Below are 23,303 nucleotides of genomic sequence, written 5' to 3'. Positions count from 1 at the left end.
CGTCACGCCCCCCGCCGGGCGCGCCGCCACGCCGCGGCCAGTCGCGGGTCGCGGTCGGTGAGCGCCGACTCGACCTGCCGCCGGGCGAACCTGCCCAGCCCGTCCGCCCACACGTCGAGCGCCGCGACGGTCACGCCGGCCTCCGCGAGACGCGCCCCGACCTCCGCCAGGTCCGCGCGGCCGCGCCGGTCCAGGCCGGCGGCCAGCCATGGCTCCAGCAGGCCGTCGCGCACGATGTCCGGCACCGCGGCGAGAACGCGTGCCCGCGCCGCGGGCGAGCGTCCGGCGAGGAACCGCGCGACGCCGGCCATCGCGCGTTCGTGCAGCGGGTCTCCCCGCCGCAGCGTGGTGAGGAACCGGGCCATGTCCTCTTCGGAGCCGGCCCGCAGCGTCCGCTCGAAGGTCAGGACCGTACGCGCGGGGCCGGCCAGCGTGGGCAGCCGGTCATGGATCAGCCGCGCGAGCCGTACGCCCTCCTCGGCGTCCAGCGGCACGCCGTCGAAGACCCGACGCGGCAGGGCGCGCAGGACGGCGAACCGCCGCATCACCGGGCCCAGCCGCTCGACCAGCCACCGGCACTCCGGCACCGTCGGCGCCTCGGCCCACAGCACGCCGAGCAGGTCCTCGATGTCGGGCAGGCCGTGGGGTTCGAGTTCGACCAGCGCGGCGGTGGCCGTGAGGCGGTCGGCGCGCGCGGACAGGACCAGGCCTCCGGTGCGCGGGGCGAGCGTCCAGTCCTGGTCGCCGAGCGCGGCGCACGCCTCCGGCGTGAGCATCGCCCGCCGGACCGCCGGGACGCTCGCCTCCAGCCCGGACACCAGCCCCTGGATCAGGGCCTTCCGCCAGAGCGGCGGAGTCGCCTCGACCGCCGCGGCCACGTCGCCGTCGCCCCGCCGCGCGCAGGCGGCCGCCGCGGCGGCCACGCACTCGGCGTCGACCGCGCCGTCAACGCGGACCGCCAGATCGACGAGCCCGGCGAGCGCGCGCAGGTCCGGCGCCTCGCTCATCGCCGTGCGGAAGTCCTCCGGGAGCCCGTCGCGCAGCCGTGTCCGGGTCAGCCGCGGCCGTACCGCCGGGTCGGCCAGGGCGAGGCGGACGCAGCGCTCGGCGGCTTCCGGCACCGCGTCCGCCAGTGCCGCCGCCAGGTCGAAGCCGACCGCGGGCAGGGTGGGGCGCAACGACGGCCAGACCCAGCCGGGCACTCCGCGGGCGCGGATCAGCGCGGCGGACACCGCCTGCTCCCCGGCGGAGACGGACGCGTCCCCCCGGCACAGCGCGAGCAGCGCCGCCGCGCCGTCGAGGGGGGAGACGTCGCCGTCCGGCACCCGAGCGGGACGACGAGAGTCCGCCGCCGTCCCTCCGGAGACCTCGCCGCCCGGCGCATGGGAGCCCGGCGCCACGCCCCCCGAGACGTCGCCGTCCGGCACCGGGCCGGGGCGAGCGGGGTCCGGTGCCGCCGCGTCATCGGGCGCGGAGATCAGCTCACCGACGGCGTCGATGCCGTCCAGGTCACCGGTCCGCCAGCAGTCCGCGATCACCCGGGCGAACCGGCCCGGCCGTACGCCGTCCGGGGTGAAGGGCCCGTCGAGGCGGAACCCGCCCTCCGGACAGGCGGACGGGACCGTGCCGACGATGACGTGCGGCACCGTGTCCGGGTCGGCCGCGTAGGTCGTGAACGACAGGTCGGCCGCGAGCGCCGCGGGCAGTGAGTACGACACGACGGCGATCCACCGGGCGACGACCTCGGCGTCCTCGGCGACGAGGACCACCCGGCCATGCCCGGCGTCCACCACCGCGGCCACGGCGTCGAGGAGCGCGGCGAGCCGCTGGTGCGCCCGTTCGCCCCCGAGCCGATCGAGGAGCGAGTCCGGGTCGAACGCCGTGCCGGGCGCCAGGACGGCCGGCGCCGCGTCATCCGCCGGGGCCGGACCGTCCGTCGCTCCTGGATCGTCGGCCGCCGCCGGATCGTCCGCGACGGGGAAGTCCCACAGGGGGGAGTCCCAGAACTCGATCGGCCGCAGGCCCTCCATCTCCTCCGGCGTGGCCACGATCGCCTGCCCGAGGAAGTTGCCGTACCGGCCCGAGTAGTCGCGGCCGGTGTAGCGGCAGCGGGCCAGCACGACGTACCCGTCCGCGCGGCCGTAGGTCAGCGCGGTGGGGAAGCCCGCCAGCTCCTCGGGACCGGGCGCGGACGGTGCCCCCGGCGGCGGCCGGTACGCCATGTACGGCGTCACCGCGCCGACCACGCCGGGCGGCGTGCCCGGGGTCATGCCGACGAACTGGAAGCCGGACCGGCCCGTCGGGCCGCGCTCGGCCGAAGTGTAGGTCAGCCGCCAGATCATCCGCGGGCCTCGTCGAGCATCCCGAACCGGTACAGCAGCCACAGCAGCGGATCCTCGACGCGGTACGGGCGGATCCCCCCGGTGCCGACGGCGCCGTCGCGGGGCACGCCGCCGAGGGCGGACACCCCGAACAGGCCGTACTCGGCGTACTCGTGCCCCAGGTAGCGGTCGAGCTCGCCGGCCTGCCAGTCGTGCAGCAGCGCGCGCACCTGCTCGTGCACGGCCTCCCGGTCGTCCAGGTCGAGGACGTCGGATCGCTCGGGGTGGCGCTGCAGCGCTCCGTCGAGCGGCAAGGCGTCGATCTTGGTGAGGGCCACGGCGGCGGGGACCGGCAGCCGCCTGCCGTGCGGGACGTCCCGGCCGGCGCGCAGGAGTTCGGTGACCCGGGCGATGACGTTGACGGGGTCACCGTCCGGGTCGCCGTTACCCGTCTTCAGCTCGATGGGATCGACGAGGAAGATGATGGCGTCGGCCGCCGCGAGGTAGCGCAGATGCAGGTCGGTGACGTCACGGCTGCGCAGGTCCTCGCCCGCCGTGTCGAACAGCACCAGTGTGAGGGACATGTCCCGCTGCCGGAGGCGGCGGCGCCGGGTCCGGGTGAGGAGGTACACCAGCGGATCGCGCGGGGTCGTGACGGCGCTGGCGGTCGCGGGCAGCAGCCGCCGCTCCCCGAACAGCGGCCGGTGGAAGTCGCGCTTGTAGCGCTCGATCGTGCGGTCGTCACAGGCGACGAGCGAGGTGCCGAGCTCCGCGCCGATCCGGTGCGACAGCTCGTGCAGCAGCACCGCGATGTACGTGCTCTTCCCGGAGTTCTTCGCGCCGACCAGGGCGACGATCTTCCCGGGCGTCTCGCAGTACGCCGCGGGCAGCGGGTTGTGACACTCCGGGCACGCGCGGCGCGCCGTGGTCTGCCCGCACTCGGGGCAGACGGCGCGGCGGGCCGGGGCCCGGCCGACCCGCAGCCGCGCCGTCGGCTCCGGCGGGCCGAACACGGGAGGCAGCGACGCGGCCGCCGCGGACCCGGTGTAGGCGGCCAGCCGCTCGTCGAGCCGCGGCGCACAGCCGGGACCGCGTCCAGGACTGCCCGCGCACCGGAACGCGATCCGGTCGCGCTCCACTCTCGCGAAACAGTAGGGACAGGTGATCGACGGCATCAGCCCACTTTCAGGTGGCGGACCGGTGGGTCGCGCAGGTCGATTGTGTCGTCTTCGGCGAAGCAGCGCAGCCAGAACGGCCGGGGCAGGCGCGGCAGCGCGACCTCCAGGCGCGCGGGCACCTCCACGTCGTCCCAGGACATCACGGTCCGGCCGTCACCGGGCCGCTGCGGCATGGGCCCCGACCGGGTCACGAGGACGAGCCGCCGCAGGCGTACGGGGGCGGCGGCGGACAGGGTGACGGTGAGCGGGCCGCGCAGGCGGGGGCGCCGCACCTCGTAGCCGACGGTCGTGCGGCCCGGCACCACCGTGGTCACGGGCGCGCCGGTGACCCGCCGTCCCTGCGCCGTCCCCGCCGCGGCGACCTCGATCGTGACCGTCTCGTCCGGCGGAGCCGGGAGGCGCACGCCGCCGTGGGCGTCGTAGCCGGCGCGCCCGACGGGCAGGCGGCGCTCGTCGCCGGTGTCGGACCGCCAGGCCACGTCGACCTCGGTGACGTCCGGCGGCCAGTCGAACCCCAGGATGATCACCTCGCCGCGCCGCTGGGCGACCAGCTCGCGCGGCGGCGTGAGACTCACGTGCTCACGGTGGTCGCCGATCGTGGCGAGGTCCCCGGCGACGGACACGGCCAGCAGCACGCCCGGGCCGGTCCGCACGGTGAGGCCGCCCGGAGCGGGCGCCGCGGGCAGGACCCGGCCGATGCGGCGGACGTCGTCCAGCGGCAGCGTCGTGCCGGGCGGCCAGGGCGGCGGCCCGTCCATCGCGACGAGCTCCACCTCGCCCTCGGCGGGCGGGTCGAAGGTGACGATGAGCCGCCCGGCGGGGTCGTGCTCGACGCCGAGTCCGGTCACGGGAGCGGGACGGGCGGCGGGAGTCGCGGCGGCGTGCACCCCGGCCGTCACGGTCTCCCGGCCGTCGGCGCCGAGGTACGCGGCGGCGATGCGGTAGTGGTAGGTCGTCCCGTTGCGCACGGTCTCGTCGCGGAAGCCGGTGCGCGCCGCCGGGACGGGTGTGCCGTCCCGGGTCACGATGACGCGGACGGCCTCGGGCGGACAGGACCAGCGGCCCGCGACCACGCGGTCCGCGGCGGTCACGATGACGTCCGCCGGCTCCGGCCGCACGAGGACCGGCCCGGCGACCGCGGGCGCCGACGCCGCCGAGCCGCGTACGGCGAACACCGCGTAGTAAACGGGGGCGTTCAGCGGGGGCGCGGGGTCACGGGCGTGGGCGGCCTCCGCCGCGAGCCGCTCCCCGTCACCGGGATGCCGGGGGACCCGCCCCAGGCAGCGCAGCACGACGTACCCGATCTCGCCGACGCGTGACGGCGACGGCGACCAGGACAGCGCGACCGCGGCGCCGTCGACGGCCGCCTCGAGCCGCCCGGGCGCCTGGGGCGGCAGCCCGGCCTGCAGCTCGGCGGCGCCCGGCAGGTCGCCGACCAGCCGCAGCGCGTCGGCCAGCCGCAGCCACGCCCCGTCGGGATCGGACAGCAGCAGGGACGCCGCCTCCTGGCGCAGCGCCGTCGCCGCCGCCACCCGGCGGCGCGCCTCGTCCGCGAGGACCCGCGCGTCGCCCTCCGGCTCGCCCGCCTGCCCGGCCACCTCCGCCAGCTCGGCGGCCGCCTGGACCTCGCCGGCGTCGATGAGGTCGCGCAGCCGCGCGGTGAGGCCGCCCGTGGGAGCGGTCTCCCGCCGGATCGCGAAGACGAGCCGGCGCGCGTCGTCGCGGTCCACCCCGAGCTCCTCGACGGCGTACCGCAGCAGCGCGCCCTCCGAGGCCCGCTGCTGGTGCCGTTCGCGCAGCCGCGCCACCACGTCGTAGCGCACGAGCTCCGCCAGCCGGGCGCCGACCTGGCGCACGGCGACCAGGACCGTGTCGGCGTTCGTGCGGTTGCCGTCGTGCGGGCGCCGGCTCCACTGCTCGCCGACCCGCCGTGCCGCGGGCCGCAGGTCGGGGATGTCCCCGAGGACGCGCCCGGCGCGCGGCTCACCGGTCAGGAACTCGCGCAGATGGCGAGGGCCGAGGGCGTCCAGCGCGTCACGGGCCCGTGCGTACCCGGCGTAGGGCGGTGCGGCCGGCAGCGGGTCCGGCTCCCGGATCTCGACGCCCGCGGCGCGGGCGACGTCCGCGGCCTCACCGCCGATCTCCCGCAGGTCGGCGGGCGACAGCATGCGCAGGTCCCCGGCGGCGTCGAGCAGCCGGTCCCGCAGCTCGGCGCGGCGGCGCGCGGCCCGGTCGCCCGCCGCGTCGATCTCGGCGCGCAACGGGGCCAGGTCGCCCGCCGCCGCCCGCTCGAACAGCGGCGCGAGCCTCAGGTGCTCGCCCTCCAGGCGGTCGACCAGCCGGCGGAACCGCAGCCGGCCCCGCGCCTTGCGCCAGCAGGTGCGCACCTGCTTGACCCGGTCGGCCACCTCGCGGGGGACGAGCGGGTCCGGCAGGGCGTAGCGCAGGCGCAGGTCGTCGGGCGGCTGGTCCCCGGCCGCGCGGGCGGGCTCCAGCACCTCACGGACGTAGCGCCGTTCGTCAAAGACCACTAGTCGACGCGTATGCCGGCCAGGTCGGTGCGCGACTGGTGCACCTCTTCCTCGGACATCCCGCCGACCCGCACCTCCAGCGTCAGCTCCTCGGCGGTCTCCTTCTCCACGGCCGTGACGTGCAGCAGGCCGGAGGTGTCGAGGGCGAACGTCACCTCGATGGGCCAGCCGGCGGGCTTGCCAGGCGGGATCTTCAGCTCGCCGTCGGCGATCGGCGTGTTGTGGGCGACCTCGGTCGACTCCGCGCTGCCCGCCTGCTCGACCACGATGATCTTCACGATCGTCTGGTCCTCCTCGATCGTCCCGAACTCGCGGGTCTTGCCGCGGGGGAGCGCGTCGTTGGCGTGCACCAGGTGGACGACGTGCTCCTGCTCGGTGTCCGGGTCGAGCGCGATGACGCCGAACGCGCGGGAGGCCACGGTCGTGATCTGCCGGGCCGCCATCCGCTCCTGCTCGCTCTCGGACAGGCCGGCCCGGGTCGCCAGGTCCAGCGCCTTGTCCGTCTCGCCCTTGGCCAGGAGCTGCCGGTAGGTCTCCTCGAAGGCGTACAGCGCGGCGCCCTTGGCGACCGCCAGGTCGGGGTCCTGCAGCCGGGGGCTCAGCGCCAGCTCGTCGGCCAGCCGCCGCTGCACGGCGGGCATCTTCGTGGAGCCGCCGACGAGCACGAGGTCGTCGTAGTCGGACACGCCCTTCCCGGCCGCGGTGGCGAGCGTACGGCCGGTGATCTCGATGGTCCGGTCGAGCAGGTCCTTGGTGATCTCCTCGAACTTCTCCCGGGTCAGCTCGACGGTGGCGACCCGGCCCTCGTGCATGACGCGGACGACGTGCCGGGTGCGCAGGGACAGGGCCTTCTTGGCCTCCTCCGCGTCGTGCCGCAGCTGCTGCTCGGTGTGCTTGTCGTCGAGGGGGTCGCCGACGTCGGGGTGCTCCTGGGCGAACCGACCGGCGAGGTACTCGACGAGCCGGGCGTCCCAGTCGGCGCCGCCGAGCTCGTGGTCGCCGTCGGTGCAGACGACGGAGATGTCGCCGCCGCGCAGGGTGATGACGGTCGTGTCGAAGGTGCCGCCGCCGAGGTCGTACACCAGGATCGTGCGGTCCGCGGACCCGGCGCCGTCCTTCTCCTCGTCGGCCGCCGTCGCGGGGTTGAGCACCCCGTACGTGATGGCGGCGGCGATCGGCTCGGAGATGATGTCGATGACGTTCAGCCCGGCGATGCGGCCCGCCTTGCGGGTGGCGTCCCGCTCGGCGGCCCCGAAGTAGGCCGGCACCGTGATGACGACGTCGCGAACCTCCTCGCCCGTCGTGGCGGTCGCGTCGGCTACCAGCTTGCGCAGGACGAACGCGGAGATCTCCTCGGGGGAGTAGTCCCGCTCGTGCAGCTCGCGCGGCACCTCGTGGCCCATGTCCCGTTTGATCAGGCTGACCACCAGGTCGGGGAACAGCACCGCGGTGTCCTTCGCCGGCGCGCCGACGACGACGTTGTCGGCGGACTCGAAGTAGACGACCGACGGCGTCGTGTCGGTGCCCTCCATGTTGCGCAGCACGGCCGGGCGGCCGACGTCGTCGACGCGCGCGATGCACGAGTGGGTCGTGCCCAGGTCGATACCGTAGACAGCCATCTCATTCTCCTCCGACGGGTTCGGCCGCCATCCGGGCGACGATCACCTCGGCGCGTCGCGCGATCCGGTCACCGCGGACGAAGCCGGCCCGTTGCACCCTGGCCACCGTGCCGTCGAGCTCCGCGTCGTCCACGTCCTGGGTGCCGGCCGGGCGGTGCCGCGCCGGGTCGAACGCCTCACCGGTCTCCACGGGCATCGGCTCGACGCCGGTGCGCGCGAGGATCTCGGCCAGCTCTTCGGCGATCGCCGCGAGCAGCACCGGCGTGTGGGCCGGGTCCACCGTCTCCCGCTCGGCCTCCCGCCGGACCAGGTCGTACAGGCGGTACAGCGCCGCGCGCACCGGCTCGAACGCGGTCTGCAGCTCACCGTGGCGCAGCCGCTGGTTGTCCTCGTGCAGCCGGTCGATGACGCGCTCCCGGTGCGCCGCCCGCTCGTGCTCCCTGCCGACGGTCTCGGTCAGGCCGGCCAGCAGCGACCGGATCTCCTCGAGCGACACCGCGACGCGCCGGCCGGGCTCGTCCGCCGGCGACTCGTCCGCCGCCGGCTCATCCGTCGGCGGTTCACCGGCCGGGGACGTGTCCGCCGCCGGCGCGCGTCCGGGGCGTCGGCGCCGGGGCGCGCTGGAGTGCCCGGGGGCGGGCGGCGGAGGGCCGGCCTCCTCGGCGGGAGGGTCGTTCGGCACCCCGGCGGACCGGCCCGGGTCGCCGGCCGGCGGGGAGCCGCTCCCGCCGTGGGGGGGCTCGGGGTCAACGGGCATGGGCTCGCACCATAACTCTGAGTGAGCAGGGACGTCAGCCCATTGTCTCCATCACCGGAAGCGGGCACCACCCTTCTGGGCAGTTCGATGTCTCCGCCCGTCACTTTTCCGCGCCCGTCGACCCGGCATTAACCCCCAGACCTGGCTTTAGTCACAGAGAGTGATAAATAGCCCGATGAACGACGTACACCTCGAATTCGGGCATGTTCCGTACGGCGCGCCCGACGCCGTCAGCGGATGACCGCGCCGGCCTGGCGCTGACGCTCCGCCATCACGGACAGAACGTGCTCGACCAGGGCGATCAAGACCTGCTTGCCGGACTCGCGCCGGCGTACGTCGCACAGGATGATCGGGACCCGGGGGTCCAGGTCCAGCGCGGCCCGGATCTCCTCGGTGTCGTACTGGATCGCGCCATCGAAGCAGTTGACGCCCACGATGAACGGCAGCCGCCGCCGCTCGAAGTAGTCGATGGAGGGGAAGGAGTCGGCGAGGCGGCGGGTGTCGGCGAGGACGACCGCGCCGAGGGCGCCGAGGGCGAGCTCGTCCCACATGAACCAGAACCGGTCCTGGCCGGGAGTGCCGAACAGGTACAGGACGAGGCCGTCCCGGATGGTGATGCGGCCGAAGTCCATCGCCACGGTGGTCGTGGTCTTGCGCTCCACGCCGGAGGTGTCGTCGATGCCGACGCTGCGGTCCGTCAGTTGTTCCTCGGTCCGCAGCGGCTTGATCTCGCTGACGGCGCCCACCAGGGTCGTCTTTCCCACGCCGAATCCGCCCGCGACGAGGATCTTCACGGCGAGCGGCATGGCGGCAGCGCCCCGTGAGGGGTCAGAGCGCCTGGAGTCCATTGAGCACTTCCTTCAAAACCCGTTCGTTGGGAAGACGGTTCTCTGTTTCAGGACGGCGTACGACGATCAGCCCGAGATCGAGCAGGTCTCCCAGCAGGACCCGCACGACGCCCAGGGGGAGTTTCAGCTTCGCCGAGATCTCCGCCACCGAGAGCGGGCGCACGCACAGGTCGAGGATGGCGACGTGCTCCGGGCCGGCGTTCGGCGGAGCGAACGTCGACGTCGCCGCCGTCGCGATGATCGCGATCAGGTCGAAACCCTCACGCGAGGCCCTGGTCCGGCCTCGCGTGAGAGCGTAGGGCCGGACCACCGGGCCGGCCTCGTCGTCGAGCCATTCGCTCATTCAGCCGTCCCGCCTCGTGGGCCGTCGTGGGGAGGGCGACATCGCCGGGTGTCCGTTGTGTTGTCCTCGCACGATCACTCGGCCTCACGATTCCACGGCTGAGCGAGGCAGAGTCGACATGTGCTGGCCGACACGCTTGACCAGCATCGCCATCTCGTAGGCGATCATACCGACGTCGGCGTCGGCTCCCGCCAGCACCGCGAGGCAGGCGCCCGAGCCGGCCGCCGTGACGAACAGGAACGCGTTGTCCATCTCGACGATCGTCTGGCGCACGCCGCCGCCGCCGAACTGGCGTCCGGCGCTGCGGGCGAGGCTCTGGAAGCTCGCCGCGACCGCCGAGAGGTGCTCGGCGTCCTCCCGGGTGAGGCCGGCGGATGCGCCGACCAGCAGGCCGTCGCTGGAGAGCACCACCGCCTGCCGCACCTGGGCGACGCGGTTGACGAGGCTGTCCAGCAGCCAGTTGAGTTCCCCCGCAGAACCCGCTGACATCAGATGTCCTCCTCTTCGTGATGGGTGGCGGTCTGCTCGGCGTCCGAGCGGCCGCGCAGCCATCCCTTCTGAATCGAGCTCAGCATGGTGCGGAGCTCCTCCGGCGAACGCTCATTGCTGGTCGCATTGTTCACGGGCTCGACCTCTTCGCGAAGCTGGGGGGCCAGGTTCGCCTGCCGGACCCGACGCGGCAGGGCCGGCCTGGTCCCGGAGGTCCCGGACCCCGCGGTCGCGGATCCGGAGGTCGCGCCGGGCGACGCGGTGGTCTCGGGAGAGGCGGTGTCCGCGGGCTCCTCGGCCGGGTCGAACAGGGAACGGCCCGGTGACGGCGCCCCGCCGAACCGGCTCGGGAGCGGCGGCCGCTCCTCGGAGGACCCGCCGCGGCGGGTCGGCAGCGGCGGCCGGTCACTGCCGGAGCCCTCGCCGGGCAACGGCCACTGGCCGCTCGGCGTGTCCGTCCGCGTACCGCCCAGGCCCGTGCCGCCGCCGTCGTAGGACGACGCGCCGGGGGAGTACCCGCCCGTTCCGGACGAGTAGCCGCTCCCGATCTCGTTGTCGTCGGTGTCCTGCGGCTCCTCGCCGTACGCCGAGGGGACGGCGTCGTAGCCGCCGAGGCCCGTGGAGTACGTTCCCGGCTCGTATCCGGCGGCCGGGAACGAGCCCGTGTCGGATCCGGCGGTGGGGAACGACCCCGTGCCGGCTCCCGCCTCCTGGCCCGTGGAGTCCTGGGACCGCGAGCCGGTGCCGTACGGCTTCGCGTCGTACGGGCCGGTGCTGTAGGCGGCCTGCCCGCCGGTGTCGGAACGACGCTGGGGGAGCGGCGGCCGGTCGCCCCGGATCGCCTGGATGGGGCCGGTGATCGGGCCCGTGATCGGGCCGCCGTCCGTGGGGGCCGGGCCGCCGATGGCGCCGATCGGGACCAGTGCCTCCTCGCCGCGCCGGGTGGTGGCGGGCGGGCCGGCCTCCAGCTCGGGCCGCTCGTCGCCGCGGGCGACGACCGTGTCGGGCAGCAGGACGATCGCCGTGGTCCCGCCGTACGGCGAGGTGCGGAGCGTGACCTGGACCTGGTGCCGCTGGGCCAGCCGGCCGACGACGAACAGGCCGAGCTGGGCGCTGTTGGACAGGTCGAAGTCCGGCGGGTTCGTCAGCCGCTCGTTGGCGCGGTCGAGGCTGGCCTGGTCCATGCTCAGGCCGCGGTCCTCCACCTCGAAGGCGAAGCCGTGGGCCACGATCTGACCGGTGACCTGGACGGTCGTGTCCGGCGGGGAGTAGAGCGTGGCGTTCTCGATGAGCTCGGCGAGCAGGTGGATGAGGTCGGCGACGGCGGGGCCGGGGACGGCCACGCGGGGCATGGCCGCCACGGTGACCCGTGCGTAGTCCTCCACCTCGGCGGCGGCGGCGCGGGCGACGTCGACGACCGGGACCGGGTTGCGCCAGCCGCGGCCGGGCGCCTGCCCGGACAGGATGATGAGGCCTTCCGCGTGGCGGCGCATGCGGGTCGCGAGGTGGTCGAGGCGGAACAGGTCGTCCAGCTCGTCCGGCTCGGTGACCCGGCGCTCCATGGAGTCCAGCAGGCTGAGCTGCCGGTGCAGCAGCGCTTGGTTGCGGCGGGCCAGGTTGAGGAAGACCTCGCTGATGCTGCGGCGCAGCCCGGCCTCCTCGACCGCGCCCTGGATCGCGGTACGGCGGGCGGCGTTGAACGCCTGGCCGACCTGGTCGATCTCCTGGGTGCCGAAGGACAGCGGCGGAGCCTCGGCGGCGACGTCGACGTCGTCACCGCGGCGCAGCCGGCGGATGACGCTGGGCAGCCGCTCGTTGGCCAGGTCGAGGGCGGCGCGGCGCAGGCCGGTCAGGTCACGGACGACCGAGCGGCCGACCCACAGCGACAGGATGAGCGAGGCGATGACCGCGACGAGACCGAGGGCGCCGGCCAGCGCGACGTTCCGGATGATGCCGTCCGAGACCGGCTTGGCGCGCTCGGCGGCGCTCGCCGTGGACGACAGCTCGAGGCCGCGCAGCCGCGTGATGATGGAGCTGACCTTGATCTTCCACTTGATGTCCATGCCGGCCAGCGGCTTCGGGGCGGCCTTGCCGGCCATCCCGGCCATGCCCGCGTGGGGCTGCTGCGGCATGTTGTCGGTGAACTGGTCCTCCAGCGCCTGCAGGCCGGTGTACTCGGGCGTCGAGACGATCCGCTGGTAGTAGGCGCGGTCGGCGGGCCGCAGGTCGGGGATGATCTGGTTGTAGAGCTCGCGCTGGGTCCCGACGAGCTTGGTGAACTCCACGTGCTCGGAGAACGTCAGGCGGCCGGTGGCCAGCGCGCCGGCCAGCAGCGCGTCCTCCTGGGAGAGGACCTCGCGCGCCCGCGCCAGGGCGACCTCGTTCTTGGCGTCCTTGGTGACGTCCGGGTCGCTCAGGGTCGACAGAGACGACTGCAGGGAGGTGACGTCGGCGATCGTGTCGGTGTAGTCGTTGAACGCCTGCATGCGGCTTTCCTTGCCGCTGTCGATCGCCCGGCGCTTGGTCTGCAGACTGTCGAGGTGCACGAGCACCTCGTGCGTCCACTGCCGCGCCTGGGCGTTCGCGTCCTTCTGCGCGCCTGGGTCGGTGGCCAGCCGCCGGAACAGGTCGGCCTGCCGGTCGGTGACGAGGCGGCCGGACTCCATCGACGCCCGGTCACCCGCCGACTTGGTGGCCAGGAAGACCACCGACAAGCGGCGCTCCTGCTCCAAGGCGCTGCCCAGACCCCCGGAGGGGTAGTTCAGATGATCCTGGATCGTGTTGACATGTCGCAGGTTCAGGCCGTCGCCCAGGGTGATGCTCGCCGCGAACACCCACAAGGTGCTGAGTGACACCAAGGGGACGATGAGCAGCAGAACTATCTTGAAGCGGACTGACCTGAAGACGCGGCCGACCCTGGACCGGGACGACCGCCGACTGACATCTGATCCCACGCGTCGGTCCTTAGATTGCACCGCGACAGGCTCGACTTTCAGTGAGGCGGGGGAAACACCGTGTGAACGCGCGGAACTCTACTAGACATCACGGCGCACACTGGCCGCCTCTGTAAATATCGGGCATCAAACTCCTCGGCGCGCGAGGGTGAACAGTGCGCCTTTCGGGACGAATAACTGCAGGTAGAAGCGCACTTATCGCACTAAGCGTCTCGGGTCGGTCCCAGAACCGGATTTCGGACGATCGGTGACAAGGACTCCGCATCCTCCGCCGGACACCCCTAGAATCCGCGATCGTGATCCATGACGACCAGCCCCCGGAGACGCTCCCCGTACGTGGACGCTCGCCGCTACCCGGCGGACGTCACCGCCGGCCGGGCAGCGGTGATCTTCCCCCCGACGCACCGGTCCTCGTTCTGGCGGTACCCGGAACGGCGCCGGACACCGGCGACGAGATCGCGCGGTTCATCCGCACGTCCCGTACCGACATCGACATCCGGGTCGCAGCCATCGCCGGTCCCGCGTTCGCGGAGGTCCTGCGCGGCCTGCCCGAGGGCCGGTCGGCGGTCGTGGTCCCCCTGGTCACCGGCCCGCACCCGCAGATCTACCAGGCCATCAACACGGTGGTCGTGGAGACCGGCGCGCGGGTGACCGTCACCGATCCGCTCGGCCCCCATCCGCTGCTGGCCGAGGCGCTGCACGTGCGGCTCGCGGACAGCGGCCTGGCGCGCGCCGACCGGATCCGGCAGTTCAGCATCGGCGCGTCCGTCGACGGCGTCGTCGTCGCCACGGTCGGCGGCGACCCGGCCGTCCGTGAGGCCGACATGACCGCCGTCCTCCTCGCCGCGCGGCTCGCCGTCCCCGTCGTCGCGGCGTCCATCGACGGCCGTCCGACGGTGTCCGACGCCGTCTCACGGCTGCGCGAGTCCGGCGGTCAGCGCATCGCCATCGCCCCGTTCGTCATCGGACCGGAGATCGACTTCGAGCGCCTCGCCAAGCTCGCGAGCGACGCCGGCCTCGGCTGCGCCGAGCCGCTGGGCGCCCACTCCTCGGTGGTGCGCCTCGTCAACCTGCGCTACGAGGTCGCCCTGGACGAGGAGTTGTCATGAGGTTCACCGGAGCGCGGGGCCGTACGGCCCGCGGGTCCATGAGGTTCGTTCCGAAGGCGAAGTCCTTCACCAGGCTCGCCTGCGCGGCGGCGGTCGTCCTGGCCGCGGCCGGATGCGGCGGCGGTTCGGGCGGCGCCAAGGCCCCGGCGGTGCCGCACCTGCCCGTGCAGCAGGAGATCGGGGCCTCCGAGGGCCGGCTCAACCTGGTGATCTGGGCCGGGTACGCCGAGGACGGCTCCACCGACAGGCACGTCGACTGGGTGCACGCCTTCCAGAAGAAGACCGGCTGCCGGGTCAACGCGAAGGTCGCCGACACGTCCGACTCGATGTACGCCCTGATGAAGACCGGGCAGTACGACGGCGTCTCGGCCTCCGGCGACTCGTCGCTGCGGCTCATCTACGGCGGCCTGGTCGCGCCGGTCAACACCAACCTGTTGAAGAACTACCGCGACATCCCGTCGTACCTGAAGAACCAGCCGTACAACTCGATCAAGGGCCAGATGTACGGCGCGCCGCACGGCTACGGCGCGAACTACCTGACGTACCGCACGGACAAGATCCAGAACACGCCCGCGTCCTGGAGCATCGTCTGGGACAAGGGCAGCGCCGCCGCGGACCACGTCGTCGCGTACGACTCGCCGATCTACATCGCCGACGCCGCGCTCTACCTGAAGGCGCACCGTCCGGACCTGAAGATCACCGACGTGTACGAGCTGTCCCAGAAGCAGTTCGACGCGGCCGTCGACCTGCTCAAGCAGCAGCGCCCGAACGTCAACCAGTACTGGTCGAACTACCTCGACGAGGTCGAGGCGTTCAAGGCCGGCGACAACTACGCGGGCACGGCCTGGCAGGTGACCGCGAACCTCGCCAAGACGGAGAAGGCGCCGATCGCCACCACCATCCCGTCGGAGGGCGCCACCGGGTGGTCGGACACCTGGATGATCGCGGCCCACGCCGAGCACCCGAACTGCATGTACAAGTGGATGAACTGGATCGAGTCGCCCAAGGTGCAGGCGGCGGTGGCGCAATGGTTCGGCGAGGCCCCGGCCAACCCGAAGGCCTGCAAATACGCCGCCAAGGGCTTCTGCACGCAGTTCCGCGTGGGCGACGTCGACTTCTACAAGCGTCTGGCGTTCTGGAAGACTCCGGTCGCAGACTGTGGTGATTCTCGCGGAACGAGTTGCGTCGACTACTCGAAGTGGACGGAACTCTGGACGCAGATCAAGGGATAGATGATTCAGATGAACACCGAAGAGCCCGGCGTCTCCGCCGCGGTCGAACTCCGCGCGGTGCGCAAGACCTTCGGCGAGGTCACCGCCGTCGACGGCGTCGACCTGGAGATCGGCGACGGGGAGTTCTTCGCCATGCTGGGCCCCTCCGGGTCGGGCAAGACGACGGTGCTGCGCATGATCGCCGGGTTCGAGACGCCGACCGCCGGGTCGATCAGCCTCGGCGGCCGCGACGTGACGAAGCTGCCGCCCTTCGAGCGCGACGTCAACACCGTCTTCCAGGACTACGCGCTGTTCCCCCACATGAACGTCCTGGCGAACGTCGAGTACGGCCTCAAGGTGAAGAAGGTCCCGAAGGCCGAGCGCCGTGAGCGCGCCCTGCAGGCGCTGGCGTCCGTCCGTCTCGAGGGGTTCGAGACGCGTAAGCCGGGCCAGTTGTCCGGCGGGCAGCGGCAGCGCGTGGCGCTGGCCCGCGCGCTCGTCAACCGCCCCAAGGTGCTGCTGCTCGACGAGCCGCTGGGCGCCCTCGACCTGAAGCTGCGCGAGGAGATGCAGGTCGAGCTGAAGGCCATCCAGCGGGAGGTCGGCATCACCTTCCTGTTCGTGACACACGACCAGGAGGAGGCGCTGACCATGGCCGACCGGGTCGCGGTGTTCAATGCGGGCCGGATCGAGCAGGTCGGAACTCCCGCCGACGTGTACGAGGAGCCGGCGACGGCGTTCGTGGCCGGGTTCGTCGGCACCTCGAACCTCATCGAGGGCGAGGCGGCCCAGTCGATACTCGGCCGGCCGGGCGTGTACAGCGTCCGGCCGGAGAAGCTCCGCGTCGACACGGACCTCGACGCGGAACTGCCCGAAGGCGAGCACTCCGCGACCGGCACGGTCGCGGAGGTCGTCTACGCGGGGGCGGCAACCCGGTTCGTCGTCGACCTCGACGCCGGGGGCCGGTTGGTGGCACTGCAGCAGAACCTGCAGTCCTCGTCGATGGACGTGCTGAAGCTGCGCGAAGCCCGGGTCAGGCTCGCGTGGCGTCGTGAGCACGAGTTCGCCATCCCCGGTCCGACGTGATGCCGGCCGGTCACCGCCCGACCGGCCGTCTCGCCGCGGCGTGAGCCGCGGTCTTCCCCGAGAAACCCCTCATCTGATCGGAGTTCCCATGCGCGCCACGCGCCTCGCGCTCGTCGCGGTGGCCGCCGTGTCCCTTCTCGCCGCGGGCTGCGGCGGCAACAGCGGCGGGTCCCATCACGGCGGGATCGGTGCCGGAGGGTTCACGCCCCCGAACATCCCCGCGCTGCAGTCGCTCGGCCAGGGCGAGGGCCAGGTCAACCTGGTCTCCTGGGCCGGCTACGTGGAGGACGGCTCGAACTACAAGGACCGCGACTGGGTCCACCCGTTCGAGAAGCAGACCGGCTGCAAGGTGCACAACACGGTGGCCGGCACGTCGGACGAGATGGTCAGCCTGATGAAGAGCGGTCAGTACGACGCGGTCTCCGCCTCGGGCGACGCCTCGCTGCGGTTGATCGCCGGGGGCACCGTCGCTCCGGTCAACACGAGCCTGGTCCCGAACTACGCCGACATCTTCCCGGATCTGAAGAACAAGCCGTGGAACTCCGTGAACGGCAAGATGTACGGCATCCCGCACGGCCGTGGCGCGAACATGCTGATGTGGCGGACGGACAAGGTCAACCCCGCGCCCGACTCCTGGAGCGTGGTCTTCGACCCGAACTCCCCGTACAAGGGCAAGATCACCGCGTACGACTCGCCGATCTACATCGCCGACGCCGCGCTGTACCTCATGTCCACCCAGCCCGCGCTGGAGATCAAGGACCCGTACGCGCTGGACCAGAGGCAGTTCGACGCGGCGGTGAACCTGCTCAAGGAGCAGAAGCAGATCGTCGGCGAGTACTGGTCGGACGCCACCAAGATCCAGCAGTCGTTCAAGGCCGGTGACACCGTCCTCGGCACCACCTGGCAGGTCATCGCGAACGGGCTGTCGGCCGACAAGACCCCGGTCCAGACGGTCCTGCCCAAGGAGGGCGCGACCGGGTGGTCCGACACCTGGATGGTCGCGGCCAAGGCCCAGCACCCGAACTGCGCCTACAAGTGGCTCAACTGGGTCGTCTCCCCACAGGTGAACGCGCAGATCGCCGAGAGCTGGGGCGAGGCGCCGGCCAACAGCAAGGCCTGCGACCTGACTCAGGACAAGAACTTCTGCACCACCTACCACGCCGCCGACGCGCCGTACTGGACGAAGGTCCACTACTGGAACACGCCGATCACGCAGTGCCTCGACGGGCGCAAGGACGTGAAGTGCGTGGACTACGCCAAGTGGACGCAGGCCTGGACGCAGATCAAGGGCTGATGAGCACCACTGTCACGCCCGGTGGACCGGTTCGCCGGTTCGCCGGGCTGCTTCACCGCAGGCCGTACCTCCGCCTGGCCGCGCTGCTGTCCGCGCCGCTGCTCTGGCTCGTCGTGGCCTACCTCGGGTCCCTCGCGGCCCTGTTCGCCGCGGCGTTCTGGACCACGGACGACTTCACCGGCCAGGTGGTCAAGCAGTTCAACCTGGGCAACTTCCAGGAGCTGTGGGACCAGAGCGTCTACCGGACGATCACGCTGCGGAGCGTCGGCGTGGCCGCCGCGGTCACCGTCATCGACACCGCGGTCGCCTTCCCCATGGCCTTCTACATGGCCAAGATCGCCTCACCGCGCGCGCAGCGCTGGCTGGTGATCGCGGTGCTGACGCCGCTGTGGGCGAGCTACCTGGTCAAGGCGTACGCCTGGCGGATCATGTTCTCCGGGTCCGGCGTGCTCAGCTGGATTCTGGACCCCTTCGGGATCCACGGGCCCGGATACGGCCTGCCGGCCACGATCGTGACCCTGGCCTACCTCTGGCTGCCGTACATGATCCTGCCGATCTACGCGGGCCTGGAGCGGCTGCCGAACTCCCTGCTGGACGCCGCGGGCGACCTCGGCGCCCGCACCTTCCGGACGTTCCGTACCGTCATCTGGCCGGTGGCCGTCCCCGCGGTGATCGCGGGATCGATCTTCACGTTCTCGCTCTCGCTCGGCGACTACATCACGGTGAAGATCGTCGGTGGCAAGAGCCAGCTCATCGGCAACGTCGTCTATGACAACATCGGCGCCGCCGACAACCTGCCGTTCGCCGCGGCCGTCGCGACGATCCCGGTGGTGATCATGGTGATCTACCTGGTCGCCGTACGCCGCACCGGCGCGCTGGACAACCTCTGACCGCCGGGGGAGACCTGCAATGACACTGTCACGAGGGGCGCGCGTCGCGCTCCGGGTCGGGATGATCATCGGCCTGGCCGTCATCTACGTGCCGCTGTTCGTCGTGCTCGTCAACTCGTTCAACGCCGACAAGGCGTTCGCCTGGCCGCCGTCGCACCTGACCGGGCACTGGTGGTCGACGGCGTGGGGCAACGGCGGCGTGCGCACGGCGCTGTGGACGTCGGTGAAGGCCGGGCTCGGGGCCACCGCGGTCGCGCTGGTGCTGGGCACCATGGCGGCGTTCGCCGTGCAGCGGTACCGGTTCTTCGGCCGCGACACGGTGTCGCTGCTGGTCATCCTGCCGATCGCGCTGCCCGGCATCGTCACGGGCATCGCGCTGAACAACGCCTTCCGTACGGTGCTGTCGCCGCTGGGGATCCAGCTCGGCCTGTTCACCGTCGTCGTCGGTCACGCGACGTTCTGCGTCGTCACCATCTTCAACAACGTGCTGGCCCGGCTGCGCCGGCTCGGCACGCGCGTCGAGGAGGCGTCGGCCGATCTGGGCGCTGACACCTTCCAGACATTCCGGTACGTTACTTTTCCGCTACTGCGTTCCGCGCTGCTGGCCGGCGGGCTGCTGTCGTTCGCGCTGTCGTTCGACGAGATCATCGTGACGACGTTCACGGCCGGGGCGGGGGTGCAGACGCTGCCGATCTGGATCTTCAACAACCTGTTCCGGCCGAACCAGGCACCCATCGTCAACGTCGTGGCCGCCGCCCTGATCGTGCTGTCCGTCGTTCCGGTTTACCTCGCTCAGCGCGTCTCCGGGGACACCCGCGGCCTCTAGCCCCGGGTGTGCCGGGACGACGCCATGAATCCAGGAAGGACCGCTCGCAATGAAGCGCACCGTCCGTAACTTCGTGAACGGCTCGGCGGTCGACGCCGCCGACGGCCGCACCGCGGACCTGATCAGCCCCGTCACCGGCGAGGCCTTCGGCACGGCCCCGATCTCGGGGCAGGCCGAGGTCGACGCGGCGTTCGACGCGGCGTCGCGCGCGTTCGAGACCTGGCGCGACACCACGCCCTCCGAGCGGCAGCTCGCGCTGCTGCGCATCGCGGACGCCATCGAGGCCCGCGCCGAGGAGCTGATCGCGCTGGAGTCGGAGAACACCGGCAAGCCGATCGGCCTGACGGCGTCGGAGGAGATCCCGCCGATGGTCGACCAGATCCGGTTCTTCGCCGGCGCGGCGCGGATCCTGGAGGGCCGCTCCGCCGGGGAGTACATGGCCGGCCACACCTCCTGGATCCGGCGCGAGCCGATCGGCGTGTGCGCGCAGGTCACGCCGTGGAACTACCCGATGATGATGGCGGTGTGGAAGTTCGCGCCGGCCATCGCCGCGGGCAACACGGTCGTGCTCAAGCCGTCCGACACCACCCCCGCGACGACGGCGCTGCTCGCCGAGATCGCCGCCGAGTTCCTGCCGCCGGGCGTCTTCAACGTCGTCTGCGGTGACCGCGACACCGGACGGCTCCTCGTAGAGCACCCCGTGCCGCAGATGGTCTCGATCACCGGGTCCGTGCGCGCCGGGACCGAGGTCGCCCAGTCGGCCGCCGCCGACCTGAAGCGGGTCCACCTGGAGCTGGGCGGCAAGGCGCCGGTCATCGTCTTCGACGACGCCGACATCGAGGCCGCGGCCGAGGCGATCGCCGTCGCCGGCTACTTCAACGCCGGCCAGGACTGCACGGCCGCGACCCGCGTGCTGGCCGCCCCGGGCGTCCACGACGACTTCGTCGCCGCGCTGACCGAGCAGGCCGCCCAGACCCGTACCGGCCTGCCCGACGACGAGGACGTCCTGTACGGCCCGCTGAACAACGCCGTGCAGCTCGACCGGGTCGCCGGCTTCATCGACCGGCTGCCCGACCACGCGTCCGTGACCGCCGGCGGCTCCCGTACGCGCGAGCAGGGCTTCTTCTACGAGCCGACCGTCGTCTCCGGGCTGCGCCAGGACGACGAGGCGGTGCAGCAGGAGATCTTCGGCCCGGTCATCACCGTGCAGCGGTTCTCCGACGAGGACGAGGCCGTTCGCTGGGCCAACGGCGTGAAGTACGGCCTGGCCTCCTCGGTGTGGACCCGCGACCACGGCCGGGCGATGCGCGTCTCGCGGCGGCTGGACTTCGGCTGCGTCTGGATCAACACGCACATCCCGCTCGTCGCCGAGATGCCGCACGGCGGGTTCAAGCACTCCGGGTACGGCAAGGACCTGTCGATGTACGGCTTCGAGGACTACACCCGCGTCAAGCACGTGATGTCCAACATCGAGGCCTGACCGCTCCCGTACCTCCGCGCCGGCCGTGGCATGGCGAACGCCCATGCCGCGGCCGGCGCGTGCGCGTCACCGCGCGGGCGGTACCTCGGTCGCCCTGCCGGCGTTGGCCGGAATCCGACGTCACGCTCCGATCCGGCCCTGACCGGGCGACGCGGCGGGGATGATGACGCCCATGCTGATACGTCATCGTGAACGGCGGCCGGTCGTCGACCCGACCGCGTACGTCGCGCCCACCGCCGTGCTCGCCGGGGACGTCTCGGTCGGGCCGCGGGCGCGCGTGATGTACGGCGCCGTGCTGGACGCCGAGGACGGCCGGATCGAGGTCGGCGAATGCTCGATCATCTGCGAGAACGCCGTGCTGCGCGGCGCCGTGACGCTCGACGACCACGTCTTCGTCGGTCCACGGGCGACACTGCTCGGCTGCGCGGTGTCCCGTTGCGCGTATCTGGCGACCGGCGCGACCGTGCTCCAGGAGGCCGTGCTGGGACCCGGCTCGGTCGTGGCGATCGGCGCGGCGGTGCACGCCCGGGGCCGGCTCCCCGAGGAGTTCTTCGTCCCGCCGAACACCGTCTTCGTCGGCGGTCGCGTGTACGCCCCGGGCGATCCGGAGCTGCCCCAGGCGATCAAGGAGGTCGGGTTCGCGGCGGTGGCCTTCGGGGTGGAGATGGACTGGGAGGACCGGATCGCCCGCTACGAGCGTGTGGCCGAGGTCCGGTCCGCGCAGTTCGGCGCGCATGCCGACGACGAGGTGGTCGGCTGACCGGCGGCCGCGCGAATTGATGATCTACAACGTAAAGGCGGCCGCTCTCAGGCGTTGAGCCCTTGGCCTCTCAGGCGTTGAGCTCCTGGCGCAGCACGCTGTACACCATGACGTCCCGCCAGGCGCCGTCGCGGAAGCCGTAGCCGCGCAGCACGCCCTCATGGGTGAATCCGGCCTTCTGTAGCGCCCACTGCTCGGCCGTGTTCGTGACCTCGGTGATCGCCTCGATCCGGTTGACCTGCGTGTGCGCGAACAGGTACCGGACGAGCAGTCGCTGCGCCTCGGTGCCGTACCCGAGACCGCGGACCTCCGGCCGCATGGCGACACCGATGTTCCAGCAGTACGACCTGAGCGACGTGGGCTGCTTACGCCACGAGACCAGCCCCAGCCGCTCGTCGCCGCGCACCACCATGAGGACGCCCTGGTCGTCGTCGATCAGGCCGTTCTCCTCCCAGCGCCTGCGGAAACGCCACTGTTCGAACCAGCCGAGCCAGCCGTGCTCCCCGGTCGCCTCCGGATCGCCCGTCAGCCTCTCGATCACCGCGAGATCATCCCGGTCCGCAGGCCGCAACCGCAGCTCGTCATCGCCCATGGCGGCAAAGCTTAGGGTCGCCGCCGAGCGCCAACAATCGGGTGAGCCCCCCGGCTCCCGTCGCCCGGCCTCGTACGGGCGCGGGTCCCGGGGGGCCACCGGCCGGTCAGGCCGCGTCCAGCTCCGCGACCTCCTCCGGTGTGAGCTCCAGGTCGGCCGCGGCGGCCGAGTCACGGATCGTCTCCGGGCGGCTCGACCCCGGGATCGGGATCACGACCGGCGACTTCGCCAGCATCCAGGCCAGGCAGACCTGCTGCGGGCTCACCCCGTGCGCCCGCGCGACCCGTTCGAAGGCGGAGTGGGCGGCTCCCAGGTCACCGGCCTTGGAGATGCCGCCGAGCGGGCTCCAGGGCAGGAAGGCGACCCCCAGCTCGTCGCAGAGCCGCAGTTCGGGCTCGCTGCTGCGGAACCTCGGCGAGAACTCGTTCTGCACGGAGGCCAGGCGGCCGCCGAGGATCTCCCGCGCCTGACGGATCTGGTCCGGGTTCGCGTTCGAGATGCCGGCCATCCGGATCTTGCCCTCGTCGAGCAGGTCGCGGATCGCCCCGATGGACTCGGCGTACGGGACGGAGGGGTCCGGCCGGTGGAACTGGTAGAGGCCGATCGCATCGACTCCGAGCCGCTTGAGCGACGCCTCACACGCCCGGCGCAGGTGCTCGGGCGAGCCGTCGAGCGCCCAGCTCGCGCCGCCGGGCCGGGTGTGACCGCCCTTCGTCGCGACCAGCACGTCCGAGGTGTCACCGCCGTACGAGGCCAGGGCGCCGGCGATGAGCGACTCGTTGTGCCCCACATCGTCCGCGCCCAGGCTGTACGCGTCGGCCGTGTCGATGAGGGTCACTCCCGCGTCGAGGGCCGCATGGATGGTGGCGATGGAACGGCTCTCCTCCGGCCGTCCCTCGATGGACATGGGCATTCCCCCGAGCCCGATCGCGCTGACCTGGACATCGCCGATCCGGCGAGTACGCATGAAGCAACCTCCGAGACATCCTGCACGAGAAACGGTCGTCGCCTCGCG

Annotated in this window: 19 protein-coding genes; 8 read left to right on the top strand and 11 right to left on the bottom strand. The window is 72.4% G+C overall.

The genetic code is table 11. The features are described from left to right. Positions 1-2: 2 nt before the first annotated feature. The 9 genes from NE234_RS07905 to NE234_RS07865 all read right to left on the bottom strand — a co-directional run bounded on the left by NE234_RS07905 (position 3) and on the right by NE234_RS07865 (position 12,941). A complete protein-coding gene (locus tag NE234_RS07905) occupies positions 3-2,342 on the bottom strand; it encodes a GAP1-N2 domain-containing protein (RefSeq protein ID WP_252778220.1) in 2,340 nt (779 codons plus the stop codon). Beyond that, positions 2,339-3,496 carry a TRAFAC clade GTPase domain-containing protein gene (locus NE234_RS07900; protein ID WP_252778219.1) on the bottom strand — a complete coding sequence of 386 codons (1,158 nt, stop codon included), beginning with the start codon at positions 3,494-3,496 and terminating at the stop codon, positions 2,339-2,341. Before NE234_RS07900 ends, NE234_RS07905 begins: the two co-directional genes overlap by 4 nt. Beyond that, entirely contained in the window at positions 3,496-6,030 is a 2,535-nt protein-coding gene (locus tag NE234_RS07895) for a hypothetical protein (RefSeq protein ID WP_252778218.1), read from the bottom strand. The genes NE234_RS07900 and NE234_RS07895 overlap by 1 nt, the downstream gene beginning before the upstream one ends. Then, complete coding sequence (locus NE234_RS07890; RefSeq protein WP_252778217.1) at positions 6,030-7,649, bottom strand: Hsp70 family protein; 1,620 nt, start codon at positions 7,647-7,649, stop codon at positions 6,030-6,032. Before NE234_RS07890 ends, NE234_RS07895 begins: the two co-directional genes overlap by 1 nt. A gap of 1 nt (position 7,650) precedes the next feature. Next, positions 7,651-8,406 (bottom strand): nucleotide exchange factor GrpE, encoded by a 756-nt coding sequence (locus tag NE234_RS07885; RefSeq protein ID WP_252778216.1) that lies wholly within the window; start codon positions 8,404-8,406, stop codon positions 7,651-7,653. A gap of 230 nt (positions 8,407-8,636) precedes the next feature. Beyond that, entirely contained in the window at positions 8,637-9,254 is a 618-nt protein-coding gene (locus NE234_RS07880) for a GTP-binding protein (RefSeq protein WP_252778215.1), read from the bottom strand. Next, positions 9,235-9,597 (bottom strand): DUF742 domain-containing protein, encoded by a 363-nt coding sequence (locus tag NE234_RS07875; RefSeq protein WP_252778214.1) that lies wholly within the window; start codon positions 9,595-9,597, stop codon positions 9,235-9,237. The genes NE234_RS07880 and NE234_RS07875 overlap by 20 nt, the downstream gene beginning before the upstream one ends. An 84-nt stretch (positions 9,598-9,681) precedes the next feature. Then, the gene (locus NE234_RS07870) at positions 9,682-10,086 is read right to left on the bottom strand and encodes a roadblock/LC7 domain-containing protein (RefSeq protein WP_252778213.1); all 405 of its coding nucleotides are present in this window, start codon (positions 10,084-10,086) and stop codon (positions 9,682-9,684) included. After that, on the bottom strand, positions 10,086-12,941 hold the full coding sequence (locus NE234_RS07865; protein WP_252778212.1) for a nitrate- and nitrite sensing domain-containing protein: 2,856 nt from the start codon (positions 12,939-12,941) through the stop codon (positions 10,086-10,088). The genes NE234_RS07870 and NE234_RS07865 overlap by 1 nt, the downstream gene beginning before the upstream one ends. A gap of 395 nt (positions 12,942-13,336) precedes the next feature. Between NE234_RS07865 and NE234_RS07860 the strand changes: the two genes are divergently transcribed. From NE234_RS07860 to NE234_RS07825, 8 genes are all read left to right on the top strand, one after another. Then, a complete protein-coding gene (locus NE234_RS07860) occupies positions 13,337-14,149 on the top strand; it encodes a sirohydrochlorin chelatase (RefSeq protein WP_252778211.1) in 813 nt (270 codons plus the stop codon). After that, positions 14,146-15,381 (top strand): ABC transporter substrate-binding protein, encoded by a 1,236-nt coding sequence (locus tag NE234_RS07855; RefSeq protein WP_252778210.1) that lies wholly within the window; start codon positions 14,146-14,148, stop codon positions 15,379-15,381. Before NE234_RS07860 ends, NE234_RS07855 begins: the two co-directional genes overlap by 4 nt. A gap of 9 nt (positions 15,382-15,390) precedes the next feature. After that, positions 15,391-16,446 (top strand): ABC transporter ATP-binding protein, encoded by a 1,056-nt coding sequence (locus NE234_RS07850; RefSeq protein ID WP_252778209.1) that lies wholly within the window; start codon positions 15,391-15,393, stop codon positions 16,444-16,446. 88 nt (positions 16,447-16,534) lie between these two features. Further along, the gene (locus tag NE234_RS07845; protein ID WP_252778208.1) at positions 16,535-17,740 is read left to right on the top strand and encodes an ABC transporter substrate-binding protein; all 1,206 of its coding nucleotides are present in this window, start codon (positions 16,535-16,537) and stop codon (positions 17,738-17,740) included. Continuing rightward, complete coding sequence (locus NE234_RS07840; protein WP_252778207.1) at positions 17,740-18,630, top strand: ABC transporter permease; 891 nt, start codon at positions 17,740-17,742, stop codon at positions 18,628-18,630. The genes NE234_RS07845 and NE234_RS07840 overlap by 1 nt, the downstream gene beginning before the upstream one ends. A gap of 19 nt (positions 18,631-18,649) precedes the next feature. Next, positions 18,650-19,456, top strand: a complete 807-nt coding sequence (locus tag NE234_RS07835; RefSeq protein ID WP_252778206.1) for an ABC transporter permease — start codon at positions 18,650-18,652, stop codon at positions 19,454-19,456. A 49-nt stretch (positions 19,457-19,505) separates the two neighbouring features. After that, entirely contained in the window at positions 19,506-20,936 is a 1,431-nt protein-coding gene (locus NE234_RS07830; protein ID WP_252778205.1) for a gamma-aminobutyraldehyde dehydrogenase, read from the top strand. Between the two features lie 172 nt (positions 20,937-21,108). Further along, positions 21,109-21,696: a gamma carbonic anhydrase family protein gene (locus NE234_RS07825; RefSeq protein WP_252778204.1), complete on the top strand. Its 588-nt coding sequence runs from the start codon at positions 21,109-21,111 to the stop codon at positions 21,694-21,696. Positions 21,697-21,766: 70 nt separating this feature from the next. On the opposite strand, the gene NE234_RS07820 is transcribed toward NE234_RS07825, so the two are convergent. Together NE234_RS07820 and NE234_RS07815 are read right to left on the bottom strand one after the other, a co-directional pair. Continuing rightward, positions 21,767-22,288 carry a GNAT family N-acetyltransferase gene (locus NE234_RS07820; RefSeq protein ID WP_252778203.1) on the bottom strand — a complete coding sequence of 174 codons (522 nt, stop codon included), beginning with the start codon at positions 22,286-22,288 and terminating at the stop codon, positions 21,767-21,769. A 106-nt stretch (positions 22,289-22,394) separates the two neighbouring features. Continuing rightward, positions 22,395-23,255 (bottom strand): aldo/keto reductase, encoded by an 861-nt coding sequence (locus NE234_RS07815; protein ID WP_252778202.1) that lies wholly within the window; start codon positions 23,253-23,255, stop codon positions 22,395-22,397. Between the last annotated feature and the right edge of the window lie 48 nt (positions 23,256-23,303).

The organism is Actinoallomurus rhizosphaericola, assembly GCF_024055675.1.
Lineage (GTDB): Bacteria > Actinomycetota > Actinomycetes > Streptosporangiales > Streptosporangiaceae > Actinoallomurus > Actinoallomurus soli.
The sequence above is the reverse complement of the archived record's forward strand: the minus strand, read 5'-3'. Positions and strand labels throughout refer to the sequence as shown.